The sequence below is a fragment of the Mesorhizobium sp. M1004 genome, from assembly GCF_040318795.1.
Lineage (GTDB): Bacteria > Pseudomonadota > Alphaproteobacteria > Rhizobiales > Rhizobiaceae > Mesorhizobium.
On record NZ_JAMYNB010000003.1, the window covers coordinates 223,301 to 237,984 of the forward strand.

Annotated in this window: 12 protein-coding genes; 10 read left to right on the forward strand and 2 right to left on the reverse strand. The window is 63.2% G+C overall.

From position 1 onward, the window contains the following. The first annotated feature begins 115 nt into the window (after nucleotides 1-115). The 3 genes from NKH54_RS08040 to NKH54_RS08050 are packed head-to-tail and all read left to right on the forward strand — an operon-like array spanning nucleotide 116 to nucleotide 1,914. Nucleotides 116-697 carry a VOC family protein gene (locus tag NKH54_RS08040; RefSeq protein ID WP_023670120.1) on the forward strand — a complete coding sequence of 194 codons (582 nt, stop codon included), beginning with the start codon at nucleotides 116-118 and terminating at the stop codon, nucleotides 695-697. 25 nt (nucleotides 698-722) lie between these two features. Then, on the forward strand, nucleotides 723-1,598 hold the full coding sequence (locus tag NKH54_RS08045; RefSeq protein WP_023670119.1) for a glutathione S-transferase family protein: 876 nt from the start codon (nucleotides 723-725) through the stop codon (nucleotides 1,596-1,598). Nucleotides 1,599-1,653: 55 nt separating this feature from the next. Next, complete coding sequence (locus NKH54_RS08050) at nucleotides 1,654-1,914, forward strand: UCP034077 family protein (RefSeq protein ID WP_032887139.1); 261 nt, start codon at nucleotides 1,654-1,656, stop codon at nucleotides 1,912-1,914. A gap of 135 nt (nucleotides 1,915-2,049) precedes the next feature. Here the strand turns inward: NKH54_RS08050 and NKH54_RS08055 are convergent, their stop codons facing one another. Beyond that, nucleotides 2,050-2,265: a hypothetical protein gene (locus tag NKH54_RS08055; protein ID WP_023696431.1), complete on the reverse strand. Its 216-nt coding sequence runs from the start codon at nucleotides 2,263-2,265 to the stop codon at nucleotides 2,050-2,052. A gap of 292 nt (nucleotides 2,266-2,557) precedes the next feature. Between NKH54_RS08055 and NKH54_RS08060 the strand changes: the two genes are divergently transcribed. After that, nucleotides 2,558-3,469, forward strand: a complete 912-nt coding sequence (locus NKH54_RS08060; RefSeq protein ID WP_023754145.1) for a DUF2865 domain-containing protein — start codon at nucleotides 2,558-2,560, stop codon at nucleotides 3,467-3,469. Nucleotides 3,470-3,587: 118 nt separating this feature from the next. On the opposite strand, the gene NKH54_RS08065 is transcribed toward NKH54_RS08060, so the two are convergent. Beyond that, on the reverse strand, nucleotides 3,588-3,944 hold the full coding sequence (locus tag NKH54_RS08065) for a hypothetical protein (RefSeq protein ID WP_353027982.1): 357 nt from the start codon (nucleotides 3,942-3,944) through the stop codon (nucleotides 3,588-3,590). A gap of 188 nt (nucleotides 3,945-4,132) precedes the next feature. Here NKH54_RS08065 and NKH54_RS08070 point away from each other — a divergent pair, with 188 nt between their 5' ends. From NKH54_RS08070 to phoU, 6 genes are all read left to right on the forward strand, one after another. Beyond that, a complete protein-coding gene (locus NKH54_RS08070; protein WP_198025491.1) occupies nucleotides 4,133-8,695 on the forward strand; it encodes a PAS domain-containing hybrid sensor histidine kinase/response regulator in 4,563 nt (1,520 codons plus the stop codon). A gap of 497 nt (nucleotides 8,696-9,192) precedes the next feature. Beyond that, the gene (locus NKH54_RS08075) at nucleotides 9,193-10,221 is read left to right on the forward strand and encodes a substrate-binding domain-containing protein (protein ID WP_023670113.1); all 1,029 of its coding nucleotides are present in this window, start codon (nucleotides 9,193-9,195) and stop codon (nucleotides 10,219-10,221) included. A gap of 96 nt (nucleotides 10,222-10,317) precedes the next feature. Continuing rightward, nucleotides 10,318-11,778 carry a phosphate ABC transporter permease subunit PstC gene (pstC, locus tag NKH54_RS08080; protein ID WP_023701343.1) on the forward strand — a complete coding sequence of 487 codons (1,461 nt, stop codon included), beginning with the start codon at nucleotides 10,318-10,320 and terminating at the stop codon, nucleotides 11,776-11,778. Continuing rightward, nucleotides 11,775-13,091 carry a phosphate ABC transporter permease PstA gene (gene pstA / locus NKH54_RS08085; RefSeq protein ID WP_023683971.1) on the forward strand — a complete coding sequence of 439 codons (1,317 nt, stop codon included), beginning with the start codon at nucleotides 11,775-11,777 and terminating at the stop codon, nucleotides 13,089-13,091. The genes pstC and pstA overlap by 4 nt, the downstream gene beginning before the upstream one ends. A 17-nt stretch (nucleotides 13,092-13,108) precedes the next feature. Further along, the gene (gene pstB, locus NKH54_RS08090) at nucleotides 13,109-13,933 is read left to right on the forward strand and encodes a phosphate ABC transporter ATP-binding protein PstB (RefSeq protein WP_023670110.1); all 825 of its coding nucleotides are present in this window, start codon (nucleotides 13,109-13,111) and stop codon (nucleotides 13,931-13,933) included. A 41-nt stretch (nucleotides 13,934-13,974) separates the two neighbouring features. Then, nucleotides 13,975-14,679, forward strand: a complete 705-nt coding sequence (phoU, locus tag NKH54_RS08095) for a phosphate signaling complex protein PhoU (RefSeq protein ID WP_023670109.1) — start codon at nucleotides 13,975-13,977, stop codon at nucleotides 14,677-14,679. Nucleotides 14,680-14,684 lie beyond the last annotated feature (5 nt).

Below are 14,684 nucleotides of genomic sequence, written 5' to 3' on the forward strand. Positions count from 1 at the left end.
TCTGGCGCGGCGCTGCCAATTGCACTAGCATCATTGTACGAAGCCTAGCCAAAGGGCTCTTTGCGGCGCGCAAGACGCCGGAGAACATAGGCGAGGGTCGGGGAGGAGGACACCGATGCAGAAATTGCAGTCGCAGGGCGTCCATCACATCACGCTCGTCGGCGCCGGCCGCCGGACCTCGATCGATTTCTGGGAAGGCGTGCTCGGCATGCCGTTCATTTTCGAGCAGCCCAACCTCGACAAGCCAAGCGAAAGCCATCTTTATTTCGATCCCGGCGACGGCAGGCTGATCACCGTCTTCACCGACGAGAGCCGCACGCCGGTCAAGCGGCGCACGCCCACCGAACCGGGCTGCGTCCATCATATTGCGTTCTCGGTGTCGCGCGTGACCTTCCTGCAGGCGGTCGCCCGGCTCGACGAGCGCGCCATCAAGCACAGCGGCGTCAAGGATCGCGGCTTCATGGATTCGATCTATTTCGAGGATCCGCTCGGCCTCTTGATCGAGCTGGCGTCCTATCGCTTTGAGCCGCCGGCCGGCTTCACCCACGCCGATGTGCTGATGCAGGCGCACAAGCTGCGCGTTGCGCGCGGCGACTACAACATCGCCGAAGTGCACCTTGCCGACGCGATCCAGACGCTGGTCGAACGGTCGCGCGCGACCTTGTCGGACGACCGGACGCCGAAGAATCCATACTGACGGCCAGAAAAAGGGGAGGACCATAATGGCAAAGACAGTTAAGAGCGCTGGCAAACCAGCGGCCAAGCCAGCAGCAAAAGCGGCAGCGAAGCCGGCCGCAAAGGCGGCCGTAAAGGCCGCGCCTAAGGCAGCCGCGAAGCCGGCCGCGAAAGCCGCGACAAAGCCGGCTGCCAAGAAATCCGCGCCGAAGGTCAAGGCGGCGAAAAAACCGGCGCTGAAGCTCTCGATGCTGAAGCCGAGCGTCAACAACATGACCGTCCGGGTGTTTGCCCGTGCAGCCGGGTTCGACGCCGCCGAGACCGACGCCTGGGGCCACACGCGGTCGCCGGAATATATGGCGCGCAATCCGGCGCATCTGACGCCGATGATCGAGGACAAGGGGCTGCCGCGCGGCGTGCTGTGGGAGAGCTGTGCCATCATGCAGTATCTCGCCAACAAGCACGGGCTGGAGAAATTCTATCCCAAGGCACCGGCCAAGCGGGCGATGGTCGACAGCGCCATGTTCTACCTGATCGGCACGCTCTACCCCTATGTGGCGCGCGCCACCTATCCGGCGCTGGGTTTCCCGCACTATGCCGGCGAGGTCGGCCATAGCGACGCTCATCCGGAGAAGAAGTCCGAGGCGCAGAAGGCCGCCATGGCGGCGATTGCCGAGCCGCTGGAGGTGTTTCACTCCTTCTTCAGGGACGGCAAGCCGTTCATCGGCGGCAAGCACCCGTCGATCGCCGACATACGCCTGGCATCGACGCTGGAGTTCCTGGCCGTCATCGACTATGCGCTGCCAAAATGGGCCAAGGAGTATGTCGCGGCGATGGAGAAGAAACTCGGCAAGGCCTATGCCGAGCCGGCCGGCGACGTGCGCGGCTACATCGCCTATGTGAAGTCGCAGGCCAGCGCGTAAAGCTAAGGATTCATTAACCAGAACGCTGTCTATTGAAGGCACCGCGCGACCACGGATGTACTGGCGCAAGGGTGAAGGGAAAGGTCGGCGCAATGCCGGCCTTTTGCTTTTCGCCGATGCGCCATCAGGCCCGTCTCATGCCGTAAAGTCTGACATCAGGATCAAGGTCGATGGCGATGCGGATACCAGGAAGTCGTTCGTCGACGCCGCAACCACTGCCCTGCAAAAGTGCCTGCCGTTGAGCTTCTCGCCGACGCTGGCGCAAGGCGTCGCGGGCAATGTCTTCACCGTGCAATTCGCTTCGCCCAAGCAGTAGGCGAGCGGGCGAGCGTTTCACCGTTTTCACAGAAACGGCGACCCCCTCTCTCGTTGTCTTGACGCAATTCCCAGGGGAAAGCGCTACGCGCTTTTCCCGGAAAAACGACTCACACTTTTCCTGAAGTTGCTCTGATCAGTTGTGCAGGCGTCTGATATCGACATGCCGCTGCAGTTCCGGCGTCTCGAAGACGTAGTCGGCCCAGGCGGATTCCGGAATCTGTCCGGCCAGATAGCATTCCAGCAACAGGCTCTGTTCGGGATCGAGCGCTCTCGGCGCCCGCTCATGGTCCAGCCCCAGCGAGTGGAACAGGTTCCTGGTCAGGCCAGAGACAGTGAAGTGAATAGACATCTTCGTCTCCTTTGCCCGACACAACGCGAGACACCGGAGAAAGGTTTCATCCGCAAGGGCCCGATAACGCGGGATCGATGATTGCGGGCGGCCTGGCTCGCCCGAGCCTGGCTTCGTCTCATCTTGAAACAAAAGTGTAATAGCGAATTTACAGGAACCGGCATAATACACTCGGCATAAAATACCTGGCGGTTGCTGGCGTCTCTTGAATTAGACTTACCTCCCGCATTGAGGCTCAATCGGCTGGAGCGGCGATCGGCTCCACAGGGGTACAAGGAACCAGGTGTCGCCGATGATGCGTTTGTGGCTTGTCGTGACCTTTGCACTGGTGTCGGTAGCGGCAAGCGTCCTCGGCATTTCGGCTTCCCTTGCCGATCCATGCGCCGCGCTCAGGAGCCAGCTGGCACCGTCCGGCCGCAGCGGCGGGATCAGCTCCGAGCTTGCGCAGCTACGTCGCCAGCTTGCGGCGATCCAGGGGCTGGAGAGGCAACGCCGGTGCACGGCGCAAAGTGCGGTGGGGGGCTTCTTCAATGCTTGCGCCGACCTCGCCAAAAGCCGCACACAGGTGCAACGCCAGATCGCCGGCGCCGCGATTTCGCGCCGGGATGCGTCCGGACTGCAGGCCAGGCTCGTCGCGCTCGGCTGCACGCCCGCCGCCGGGCAACAAAGACAGCGTCCGGCTGGCGCCATGATCGGCAGCAATTCGATGCTGTTTTGCGTTCGTCTCTCGGACGGCTATTTCTTCCCGGCGCCGAAATCGCAGTTCGTGCAAGGCGGCGATGCCAAGGAGATGGTCGATCAGTGCCGCTACATCTGCGACGATGCCGGCGTCGACCTATACACGCTCAGTGACCCAAGCCTTGAAACCGAAGAGATGGTCGCGCTCGATACGCGCACATCCTACAAGGACCTGCCGACGGCCTTCAAATATCGCAATGATGCGAACTTCAGGGCCTGCGACCTCAAGCGCTATCACCGGCGCGTTGCCGAGCTGAGAGCGCGCACGGTGACGCCAGCCAATATGGCCAACGCGATCATTCCTTTGCCGTCAGCGAAGCCGGATCTTGGCACCGTGGCGCAACTTCTCCAGCCTGGCGCAGACGCTGCAGAGGCCAGGGGCGCCGCCCAGCGACAGTCGGTCGAGCCATTGGCCGGCTCGCGGCCGGTCAGGGTGGTCGGGCCGGCTTTCTTCCCGGCGGAGTAACCTGCGCCTAGAGCGTTTCACCGTTTCACCGAAACGGCGAACCGCTCTATGTCTTTGTTTTACGCAATTCCGGACGGAAAACCGTTTCACACTTTTCCTGGAATTGCTCTAGTACCAGCTATTCGCAAACCATCCTGTAGCGTTTGCCGGGTTCGCTGACATTCTTGCAGGTGAGCGGATTGGCCGGTTCGGAAGCCATGCTGGGCGGCCTGGACCTGACGTGCCGCCTTGGCGCAGCTATTTGTGTCGTGTGCCTGCGTGCCGCGGGCCGGTAGGGTTCCTGCGGCGGTGGCGTCGGAAACACACCGGCTGCCGCCTGCATCTGGCTGGCCTCAGTCTGCGACGGATCGCGATCCCAGACCCGCCTGATATCGAGCGGCTTCGGGATCACCACCGTGCCGTCATAGCTGCGTGCGCAGCCGCTGCCCGCAAGCAGCGCCAGGCACAGGAAACAAGGCACGATCCAACCGGTCATCAGCAACACCCCCGCTGACTTATAGCCCGGCCGGGGTTCCGCCGACAACCGGCGGAATACCGCAGGGCAATGTGGCTCTGGCCGCAGTCTGGATTGGTTATGGTTAGCGGATCATTAATGCTTCTCGGGCACATTCCGCCGGCGAACCGCTGAGGGGGTTCGGCCTTGGCTTTCGGGGTGGGAACGGGATGGCTGACGGGACTGTTGGAACACGTGGCGGACGCGGTTCCCTAAAAGGGGTGGTGAACGGCGAGGATACGTCCGTCGGGGGTTCGCCCGAAGCGCTGCGCGAACTGGTCGGGGCCGGCGCCGACTGGGTCTGGGAGACCGACGCCGAGCTGCGCTTTTCCTGGCTTTCGGAGAACTACCAGGCCGCCACCGGCATCGATCCCGCCAGCATTCTTGGCCGTTTCCGCTTCGATTTCCTCAAGCAGATGGTGCACGGCAATCGACACGCCGCCGCGCATCTGGAGGATCTGCAGGCGCATCGGCCGTTTCGCGACTTTGTTTATGAGTTGAAGGGCGGCCGTCCCGGCTGCCGCTGGGTTTCGATCACCGGTTCCCCGCGGTTCGACGGCGAAGGCGAATTCATCGGCTATCGCGGCATCGGCCGCAACGTCACGGCACTGGCCGGTGCGCTGGACGAACTGCGGCAGGACGAGAGCGATCCGCCGGCCGGCGAGGCTACGCAGCACCTCGCCGATCTCGAGCGGACAATGGATGCCATGCATATGGGCGTCGTGGTGCTTGACGCGAAGTTCGACACGCTCATCGTCAACAAGGCCTATCGCGAGCTCTCCAGGATCCCCGACGGCGCCGTCACGGTCGGCGCGCCGTTCAGCCTGTTGATGGAACTCAACCGCCGCAACGGCATCTACGGCGATCTCGATGGACAGCAGTGGCAGCACTACCTCGCCACCCGCATCGAGGAGATCAGCGCCGGCTCGGTTGCGCCACGCGAATTTCTCCATGCCAATGGCAGGACGATGATGTTCTCCGTGACGGCGTTGTCCGGCGGCAAGCGGCTGTTGACCTACTACGACGTCTCCGAGCTCAAGCGTCGCGACGCCGAGATCGAGAGTGCCAACGCCAAGATCACCGAGACCTTCGCCAATCTTCGCACGATGGTCGACCAGATGCCGATCGGCGTGCTCGTCCTCGATGCCGACATGCGCGCGGAGGTGATCAACCGCGCCTTCTATGATTTCTGGGAAATCGATCCCCGGCGCGCCGGCATCGGCTGCGGCTTCCGCGAACTGATGCAGGCCAGCCGCGATATGGACCCGTACGGTGCTGACGATGCGGAATGGCAGGACCACATCGCCGAGCGCGAAGCAGAAATCTCGGCCGGCCTGGTGGGCTCCAGGCAACTGCCACGCAATGACGGCCGTACGCTGATTGCCTCGCTGGCGCCGCTCGCCGGCGGCAAAAGGCTGATCTCCTATGTCGACGTCACCAACATGAAGGATCGCGAGGCTGAACTCGCCCAAGCGCTGGAGAAATCGCGGCTGGCCGAGGCGGTGATCAACGGCGTCAAGGACCCGATCTTCGTAAAGGACGACAATCTGCGTTTCGTCTTCGTCAATGAGGCGTTTTCGGCACTGTTCGGACAGAGCCCGCAAGCGATGCTGGGCAGGCCCGGCGGCGACTTCCTCAAGCAAAAGGACGCCGCGCAATTCGAAGACAGCGAACGCGCCGTGCTGGCGACCGGCACGCCCTACGAGGTCGAGGAGACTTTCGACGCCGAGGGCGCCAGCCGCTCGCGCATCGTGCGCAAGAACCGCGTCGGCATGCCCAGTGGCCGCAACTATGTCGCCGGTTTCCTGTTCGACATTTCCGACATGAAGCGCCGCGAGACCGAGGCCGAGGACGCGCGCAAGAACCTCGCCACGGTGCTGGAGTCGCTGCCGGCGGCCGTCATCATCTATGACCGCGACGACAAGTTCATCTTTGCCAATCGCAAGCTGCAGGACACGCTGCCGGCGCTGAAACCGGCATGGCAGCCCGGCCGCACCTTCCGCGAGGCGTTGGAACTTGGACATTCCGTGGGATATTTCCGCTTCAGTGGCGATCCGGAGACCGACAAGCTCTATGACGGCGATCGAGACATCTGGCTGGATGCCATTCTCGCCCGCTACCGCCTGCCGAACTCCTCCTACGAACGGAGCAATCCCGACGGCCGCTGGTATCAGGTCTACGATATGCGCACCGAGGACGGCACCTTCATCGGCGTGCGCGTCGACATCTCGGAGATCAAGAGCCGCGAAAAGGCGCTGCAGGAAAGCATGCGCCAGATCGACCTGTTCCGCCACGTCATGGACGAACTGCCGGTCGCCGCCTTCATCAAGGCGCAGGATCTGAGCATGGAATTCGTCAACAAGGCCTGGTGCGCGCTGACCGGCATCCCCAAGGAGGAGGTCATCGGCCGAACCGATCTCCAGCTTTTCGGCATAGACGACGCCGAAACCTACACCCATGACGACACCCAGGTCGTCGTCACCGGCCGCGGCCGCGAGATCGAGGAGCCCGTTACCCATCGCGACGGCACGGTGCGGCAATTGATGACGCGCAAGAGCCGGCTGGTGGCGCTCGATGGGTCGGTGCACCTGGTCGGGTCCAGCACCGACATCACCGACGTCAAGGCGCGCGAGCAGGCGTTGGAAGAGAGCATGCGCGAGAACGAGGTGTTCCGCAATCTCATCGACAACGTGCCGGTGTCGATCTACGCCAAGCGCTCCGACCTCAGGCAGTTCTACGTCAACAAGGGCTGGTGCGACCTCACCGGCCTCCGCAGGGAAGACGCGATCGGCAAGACGGACATCGAGATTTTCGGCGAGGACGGCGAAGCCTTCGTCAACAGCGATCTCGCCGTGCTGCGCACAGGCGATACACAGGAGATCGAGGAAACGGTGACGCTTGCCGACGGCAGCGTGCGCCACCAGTTCGCCCGCAAGGGCGCGATGATCGCGTCCGATGGTTCGCTCTATCTGATTGGGTCGACCACCGACATCACCGAACTGAAGCTGCGCGAGGCCGAACTGCGCGAGGCGCGCCAGCGCGCCGTACTGGCCGACCGCGCCAAGTCGGAATTCCTGGCCAATATGAGCCACGAGATCCGCACGCCGATGAACGGCGTACTCGGCATGGCCGAGTTGCTGGCCAAATCCGACCTCGATCCCAAGCAGAAGACGTTCACCGACATCATCGTCAAATCGGGTAACGCGCTCTTGACCATCATCAACGACATACTGGACTTCTCCAAGATCGATGCCGGACAGCTGGTGCTCGACCCTGCGCCCTTCAACCTGCCCGAAGCGATCGAGGATGTGGCGACGCTGATATCGACGCGCGCCAAGGAGAAGGACCTCGAGCTCATCGTGCGCGTCGAGCCGGGCCTGGAAAGCCTGTTCGTCGGCGATGTCGGTCGCATGAGGCAGATCGTCACCAATCTGGTCGGCAACGCGGTGAAGTTTACCGACGAAGGCCACGTGCTGGTCGACGTGACCGGACAAAGGGGGCCGACGGGGACAAAGCTTACCGTTTCGGTCACCGACACCGGCATCGGCATTCCGCAGCAGAAACTGAAGCTCGTCTTCGAAAAATTCAGTCAGGCCGACACCTCGTCGACCAGACGCCACGAAGGCACGGGGCTCGGGCTCGCCATCACCTCGCGGCTGGTCGAGTTGATGGGCGGCGAGATCGGTGTCGAGAGCGCCGAAGGCAAGGGCTCGACCTTCTGGTTCACCGTGACATTGCCCAGGGCCGAGGAACAGACCGGACGGCGGATCATGCCGGTCGACGTGACCGGCTCACGGGTGCTGATCGTCGACGACAATGCCGTCAACCGATCGATCCTGAGCGAGCAGATGGCGTCATGGACCTTCGATTCCTGCGCCGCCGAAAGCGGACCCGAAGGGCTCAAGGTGCTGGTCGCCGCGGCTGCCTACGGCGTGCCGGTCGATTGCGTCGTGCTCGATTATCAGATGCCGGGGATGAGCGGCGCCGAGATGGCGCGCGTCGTGCGCAGCACCGCAGGGCTGGCCGACACGCCGATCATCATGCTGACTTCGGTCGACCAGTCGCTCGCCAACACCAGCTATCGCGATCTCGGCATCGACGCCCAGCTAATCAAGCCGGCGCGTTCCTCGGTGCTTCTGGAAACGCTGGTCGCCACCATCCAGCGGCACCATCACAATATCACAGACGGCCGTGTGCTGCCGGCGGCAAGCAGCGGTTCCGGCGGCGGCAGGAACGAACCGTCGCCGGCAAAGCCGCCGCTCGCTGCCTCGGAACGCGCCCTGCTGCAACCGCCGCCGGTTCGTGCCCGCGCCCGGGCCGCCGGGGATGAACGTCGGCTCGACATCCTCGTTGCGGAGGACAATGAAGTGAACCAGATGGTGTTCACCCAGATAATCGGCGAAACCGGCTACAGTTTCGAAATCGTCGGCAACGGCCGCAAGGCGCTTGATGCCTTCGGCCGGCTTAATCCGCGCATGATCCTGATGGACGTCTCGATGCCGGAGATGAACGGGCTCGAGGCCACCGCCGCAATTCGCCGGCTGGAAGAACATACGGGTATGCATATCCCGATCGTCGGCGTCACCGCGCATGCCTTGAAGGGCGACCGTGAGCGCTGCCTGGAAGCCGGCATGGACGACTATCTGCCCAAGCCGATCAGCCCCAGGGCGCTGCTCGAAAAGGTCGAGCGCTGGGTCGGCATATCAGGCGAAGCCCAACGAGACGCTGGATAGCAACCTGCGGCGCCGGCCGGGATTCGGCCGCGCCGCAACAGCCAAGGCTATGGTGCGATCGCACCATATCAAAGCTGGCGCCCAGTCAGGACAATGGTCGCAACGAAACCGCTCATTCAGTTACGGGCGGGAGCAAGCGACCGCCGACAAGAAACAGCGTCGAATCTACCCCAACGGACCTGTTTTTGGCGATGGCTCGGCCAAAATTCGCTCTGGCCACGGGCAACGCGCTCCCGTCCGGTTTTTCTTTCTCGGCATCGCGGCCTGCGATCTGCCGGGACTTGATGCCAGCACGAATCGCGCAAGCGTCTGATTCCAGCGGCAACTTCCATCCCCACAAACCGGCTTAAAGGCTGCGGCTCACGAGGCGTCTGTGCGACGTTACCGGGCTGACACGAAACTGTCATGCGACTGTAATAATCGAAGGCTATTGGCCTCAGCGGGCGCCGGTTTGAAGAGGGCGCCAAGAGACCATCTTCCGAACAGGAGCAGGCCACATGAAGAAATTCCTCGTTACGGCATCGGCCGTGGCGGTAGCGTTCGCCGCATCGTCCGGTGTCGCCGCTGCGCGTGACCAGATCCAGGTCGCCGGTTCGTCGACCGTGCTGCCTTACGCCAAGATCGTCGCCGAGCAGTTCGGCGAAACCTTCACCAACTTCAAGACCCCGGTGGTCGAGTCCGGCGGCAGCGGCGCCGGCATCAAGGAGTTCTGCAAGGGCGTCGGCGAAGACACGATCGACATCGCCAACTCCTCGCGCCCGATCAAGAAGGACGAGCTGAAGTCCTGCGCCGACGCCGGCGTCAAGGACGTCCAGGAAGTCCGCATCGGCTATGACGGCATCGTCTTTGCCACCGACATCAAGGGTCCGGACTGGGCGCTGGTTCCCGCCGACATCTACAAGGCGCTCGCCGCCAAGCTGGTGGTCGACGGCAAGCTGGTCGACAACCCGAACACCAAGTGGAACCAGGTCAATCCGAAGCTGCCCGACTGGGATATCGCCGCCTATATCCCGGGTGAGAAGCACGGCACCCGTGAAGTGTTCGAGACCAAGCTGCTCGACGCCGGCTGCGACAAGGCCGCTTTGAAGGCTGCCGGCATCGCCGACGACAAGGAAATCGGCAAGACCTGCATCGCCATCCGCAAGGACGGCAAGGCTGTCGACATCGATGGCGACTACACCGAGACGCTGGCCCGCATCGACTCCAACAAGACCGGCGTTGGCGTGTTCGGCCTCGCCTTCTACGAGAACAATGCCGACAAGCTGAAGGTCGCTACCGTGGAAGGCATCGTGCCTTCGACGCAGACCATCGCCGATGGCACGTACCCCGTGTCGCGGCCGTTGTTCTTCTACGTCAAGAAGGCGCATCTGGGCGTCGTTCCCGGCCTCAAGGAATATGTCGAGTTCTTCCTTGATGACCAGATGATCGGCCCGGAAAGCCCGCTCGCCCAGTACGGCCTGGTTTCCGCTCCCGACGCCGAACGTCAGGGCCAGCGCGACGCCTTCGCCGCCGGAAAGACAATGTAATCAACCGACCGGATCAGGGCGCGGACCAAATCCGCGCCCTGATTTCGCCGCTTGCCGCAACGGCGGCGGCGATCTGAATTTTCCCTGGGGTGGGTGATGTCGTCCTTGCTCGTACTCGCCATAGTCATTGCCATAGGCGTGGTCGCTTTTGTGATCGGCCGCCAGCGCGCCGCGGCGCAGGATACCGGCAAGGTCAAGCCGCATTCGCGCGCGCATTATCATGGCTGGTGGGCCTTTCTGATCGCGGTCCTGCCTGCCGTCCTTTTGCTCGCCGTCTGGGATATCGGCTCTTCCTTCTATCTCGACCGGCATATCCATGCCGCTTTGCCCGAGCGCACCGCCGACACAAAGGTGGCCAGCGAAGCGCTCGACGCCAGCCTGGTGAAGAGCCTGGCCAAGGGCCTGCGCCGGCTCGATGGCGATACCGCACTTCCCGCTACTTTCGCCGAATTGCAGCCGCTGCTCGCCGCCAAGGGCGTGGCACTGGCCAGCGACACCCAGGACTATATGATTCCGATCGCGGTCGAGGCGAACCAGGTCCAGGACCGGCTCGGCCTGTTCAGCGCCGTGCTGACCTTCGCGCTGTCGGTCGCCGGCGCCTTCTATGCGCTGAGGCAGATCGCGCCGCGCGCCAGGGCGCGCAACAACGTCGAGAAGCTGATGCTGTGGGGGCTGCTTGCGGCCTCGACCATCGCCATCCTGACCACGGTCGGCATCGTGCTGTCGATGCTGTTCCAGACCATCACCTTCTTCGAGAGCGTGTCGCCGATGAGCTTCTTCTTCGGAACGGTGTGGGATCCGCGTTTCGCCGCCGCCGGTTCCGGCGGCAGCCAGGGTCAGTTCGGCCTGATCCCGCTACTGGCCGGCACGCTCTACATCGCCGCCGTTGCGCTTCTGGTCGCAGTGCCGGTCGGGCTGATGTCGGCGGTCTACATGTCCGAATACGCCTCGCGCAGCGTCCGGTCGGTGGTCAAGCCCGCGCTTGAACTGCTGGCCGGCATCCCGACCATCGTCTACGGCATCTTCGCCGTGGTCACGCTCGGACCGTTCCTGCGCGACCTCTCGGCAGCCCTCACCGGCGGCTCTCCCTTCATCCAGGGCCAGAGCATCTTCACCGCCGGCCTGGTGATGGGCGTCATGCTGATCCCGGTCGTGTCCTCTTTGTCCGACGACATCATCACCGCGGTGCCGCGCGCAATGCGTGACGGCTCGCTCGGCCTCGGTGCCACGCGCTCCGAGACGATCAAGCGGGTGATCCTGCCGGCGGCACTGCCCGGCATCGTCGGCGCCATCCTGTTGACGGCGTCGCGCGCCATCGGCGAGACGATGATCGTCGTGCTGGCGGCGGGCGTCGCCGCCAATCTGACGGCCAATCCGTTCGAGGCGATGACGACCATCACCGTCAAGATTGTCAACCAGCTGACCGGCGATCTCGAGTTCAACTCACCGCAGACGCTGGTCGCCTTCGCGCTCGGCCTGACGCTGTTCGCGCTGACGCTGGTGATGAACATCGTCGCCCTCTACATCGTGCGCAAGTACCGGGAGCAGTACGAATGACCGACATCCCCCTGGACACGATGGCGGGTGCCGTCGCGCGTCCGCGCCGCGACATCGGGCTGAAGGCGCGCTATGCCGCCGAACGCCGGTTCCGCATCTATGGCGTGATTGCGATCTCGGTGGGCCTGGCGTTCCTGGCCATCATGCTGATCACCATCGTCTCGAAAGGCTACACCGCCTTCTGGCAGACGACCGTGACGCTGCCGGTGACCTTCGACGAGAAGGTGATCGATCCCTCCGGCAAGCGCGCCACCGACCCTACCGTGCTGATCAAGGCGAACTATCCCAAGCTCGCCGAAAACGCGCTGGTGGCCAAGCTCGGCATCGATCCGGCCAACAAGCCGATGATGCTGAAGCTCAAGGGCTTCCTGTCGGAAGGCGCCCGCGTCCAGCTGCGCGACATCGTCTCCGCCGATCCGTCGGTGATCGGCAGGACGCGTGACGTCGACATCCTGGCTGCCGCGAACCTCGACTCGGCCTTCAAGGGTCAGATCGACCTCGGCGTCGATGAAGCGCGCCGCAAGGTGTCCAACCAGCAGATCGACTGGATGAACAAGCTTAAAGCCGACGGCGTGATGGCCGAGCATTTCAACACCGGCCTGTTCACCTATGGCGCCTCCAGCCGGCCCGAAACGTCGGGCATGGGCGTGGCGATCATCGGCTCGTTCTACATGATGGTGATCGTGCTGTTGCTGGCGCTGCCGATCGGCGTCGCCGCCTCGATCTATCTCGAGGAATTCGCCAAGAAGAACCGCTTCACCGACCTGATCGAGGTCAACATCAACAATCTCGCGGCGGTGCCGTCGATCGTCTTCGGCCTGCTCGGCCTTGCCGTGTTCATCAACTTCCTCGGCATGCCGCGCTCGGCTTCCTTCGTCGGCGGCCTGGTGCTGACGCTGATGACGCTGCCGACCATCATCATCGCCACGCGCGCCGCCCTTGCCGCGGTGCCGCCGTCGATCCGCTCGGCGGCGCTCGGCCTCGGCGCCTCCAAGATGCAGATGGTGTTCCACCACATCCTGCCGCTTGCCGCTCCGGGCATCCTTACCGGCACCATCATCGGCCTGGCGCGTGCGCTCGGCGAGACAGCACCGCTGCTCTTGATCGGCATGGTCGCTTTCGTCGCCGATTATCCGACGACGCCTTTCGATCCGGCGACCGCGCTGCCGGTGCAGATCTATATGTGGGCAAACGAGGCTGAGCGCGCTTTTGTCGAGCGCATGTCCGGCGCCATCATCATCCTGCTCGTCTTCCTCATGGCCATGAACATCACCGCGATCGTGCTTCGGCGCCGGTTCGAGCGGCGCTGGTAGAAAAAAGGCAATTTGGTATGAACATCATGACCGAACAGTCCCTTGAAAATGCAGTGGGCGACAAAATGAACGCCAAGTCGAACGAAGTCATCAAGATGCGCGGCGACAAGGTCGGCGTCTTCTACGGCGAGAAGCAGGCGTTGTTCGACGTCAATCTCGACGTCCGCCAGAACCAGGTGACGGCGCTGATCGGCCCGTCCGGCTGCGGCAAGTCGACCTTCCTGCGCTGCCTCAACCGCATGAACGACACCATCGATTCGGCGCGGGTGACCGGCAAGATCACGCTCGATGAAGACGACATCTACGACAAGAACATCGATGTCGTCGAACTGCGCGCACGCGTCGGCATGGTGTTCCAGAAACCCAATCCGTTCCCGAAGTCGATCTACGAGAACGTCGCCTACGGCCCGCGCATCCATGGGCTGGCCAAGCGCAAGTCCGACATGGACCAGATCGTCGAGCAGAGCCTGAAGAAGGCGGCGATCTGGAACGAGGTCAAGGACCGCCTGCAGGAGCCCGGCACCGGCCTGTCCGGCGGCCAGCAGCAGCGCCTGTGCATCGCGCGCGCCATCGCCGTGTCGCCGGAAGTGATCCTGATGGATGAGCCCTGCTCGGCGCTTGATCCGATCGCCACCGCCCGTGTCGAGGAGCTGATCGACGAACTGCGCCAGAACTACACGATCGTCATCGTCACCCACTCGATGCAGCAGGCGGCGCGCGTGTCGCAGCGCACGGCGATGTTCCATCTCGGCTATCTCGTCGAGGAGGGCGCCACCGACAAGATGTTCACCAACCCCGACGACAAGCGCACCCAGGACTACATTACCGGCCGCTTCGGCTGAGCCGTCCGGCGGGTGAATTTTCAGGCACGAGGACCAAGATCATGGGTGAACATACCGTCGCCTCCTTCGATGAAGAGCTCGGGCAGATCAGCAAGCTGATCCGCGACATGGGCGATCTGGCAGGCTCGATGGTCAGCGGCTCGACCAGGGCGCTGCTCAATTCGGACAATGCGCTGGCACAGCGTGTCGTTTCCGACGACGCCATCATGGATGCGCGCCAGCGCGAACTGGACGACCGCGCCATCACGCTGATCGCCAAGCGCCAGCCGATGGCCAACGATCTGCGCGCCGTGGTCGGCTCGATCCGCATGGCCGGCGACCTCGAGCGCATCGGCGATCTCGCCAAGAACATCGCCAAACGCGTCGGCACCGTGGGCTTGAGCGTCACGCCGCGCGACCTCTCGCACTCCATCGATGCCATGGCGCAGCTGGTGCTGATCCAGGTGCAAGGCGTCGTCGAGGAATATGCCGCCACCGATGCGGCAGCTCTTGCAAAACTCAGGAATGACGACGAGCGCATCGACGTCAAATACACGTCCGTGTTTCGTGAGCTCTTGACCTACATGATGGAAGACCCTCGCAACATCACCGCCTGCACGCATCTCTTGTTCTGCGCCAAGAATCTTGAGCGCATCGGCGATCATGTCACCAACATCGCCGAAAATGCGTATTATGTGCTGACCGGCCAGCAATTGCCCGCCAATCGTCCGAAGCAGGACGAGACGGCGATGGCCACGCCGGCCTGATGAGG

Excerpts from the sequence above, each read along its gene's own strand:
- NKH54_RS08050 (WP_032887139.1), top strand. The coding sequence starts at position 1,654 with ATGTACTGGCGCAAGGGTGAAGGGAAAGGTCGGCGCAATGCCGGCCTT.
- NKH54_RS08060 (WP_023754145.1), top strand. The coding sequence starts at position 2,558 with ATGATGCGTTTGTGGCTTGTCGTGACCTTTGCACTGGTGTCGGTAGCG.
- NKH54_RS08045 (WP_023670119.1), top strand. The coding sequence starts at position 723 with ATGGCAAAGACAGTTAAGAGCGCTGGCAAACCAGCGGCCAAGCCAGCA.
- phoU (WP_023670109.1), top strand. The coding sequence starts at position 13,975 with ATGGGTGAACATACCGTCGCCTCCTTCGATGAAGAGCTCGGGCAGATC.
- NKH54_RS08075 (WP_023670113.1), top strand. The coding sequence starts at position 9,193 with ATGAAGAAATTCCTCGTTACGGCATCGGCCGTGGCGGTAGCGTTCGCC.
- pstC (WP_023701343.1), top strand. The coding sequence starts at position 10,318 with ATGTCGTCCTTGCTCGTACTCGCCATAGTCATTGCCATAGGCGTGGTC.
- NKH54_RS08065 (WP_353027982.1), bottom strand. The coding sequence starts at position 3,944 with ATGACCGGTTGGATCGTGCCTTGTTTCCTGTGCCTGGCGCTGCTTGCG.
- NKH54_RS08040 (WP_023670120.1), top strand. The coding sequence starts at position 116 with ATGCAGAAATTGCAGTCGCAGGGCGTCCATCACATCACGCTCGTCGGC.
- pstB (WP_023670110.1), top strand. The coding sequence starts at position 13,109 with ATGAACATCATGACCGAACAGTCCCTTGAAAATGCAGTGGGCGACAAA.
- NKH54_RS08070 (WP_198025491.1), top strand. The coding sequence starts at position 4,133 with ATGGCTGACGGGACTGTTGGAACACGTGGCGGACGCGGTTCCCTAAAA.
- NKH54_RS08055 (WP_023696431.1), bottom strand. The coding sequence starts at position 2,265 with ATGTCTATTCACTTCACTGTCTCTGGCCTGACCAGGAACCTGTTCCAC.
- pstA (WP_023683971.1), top strand. The coding sequence starts at position 11,775 with ATGACCGACATCCCCCTGGACACGATGGCGGGTGCCGTCGCGCGTCCG.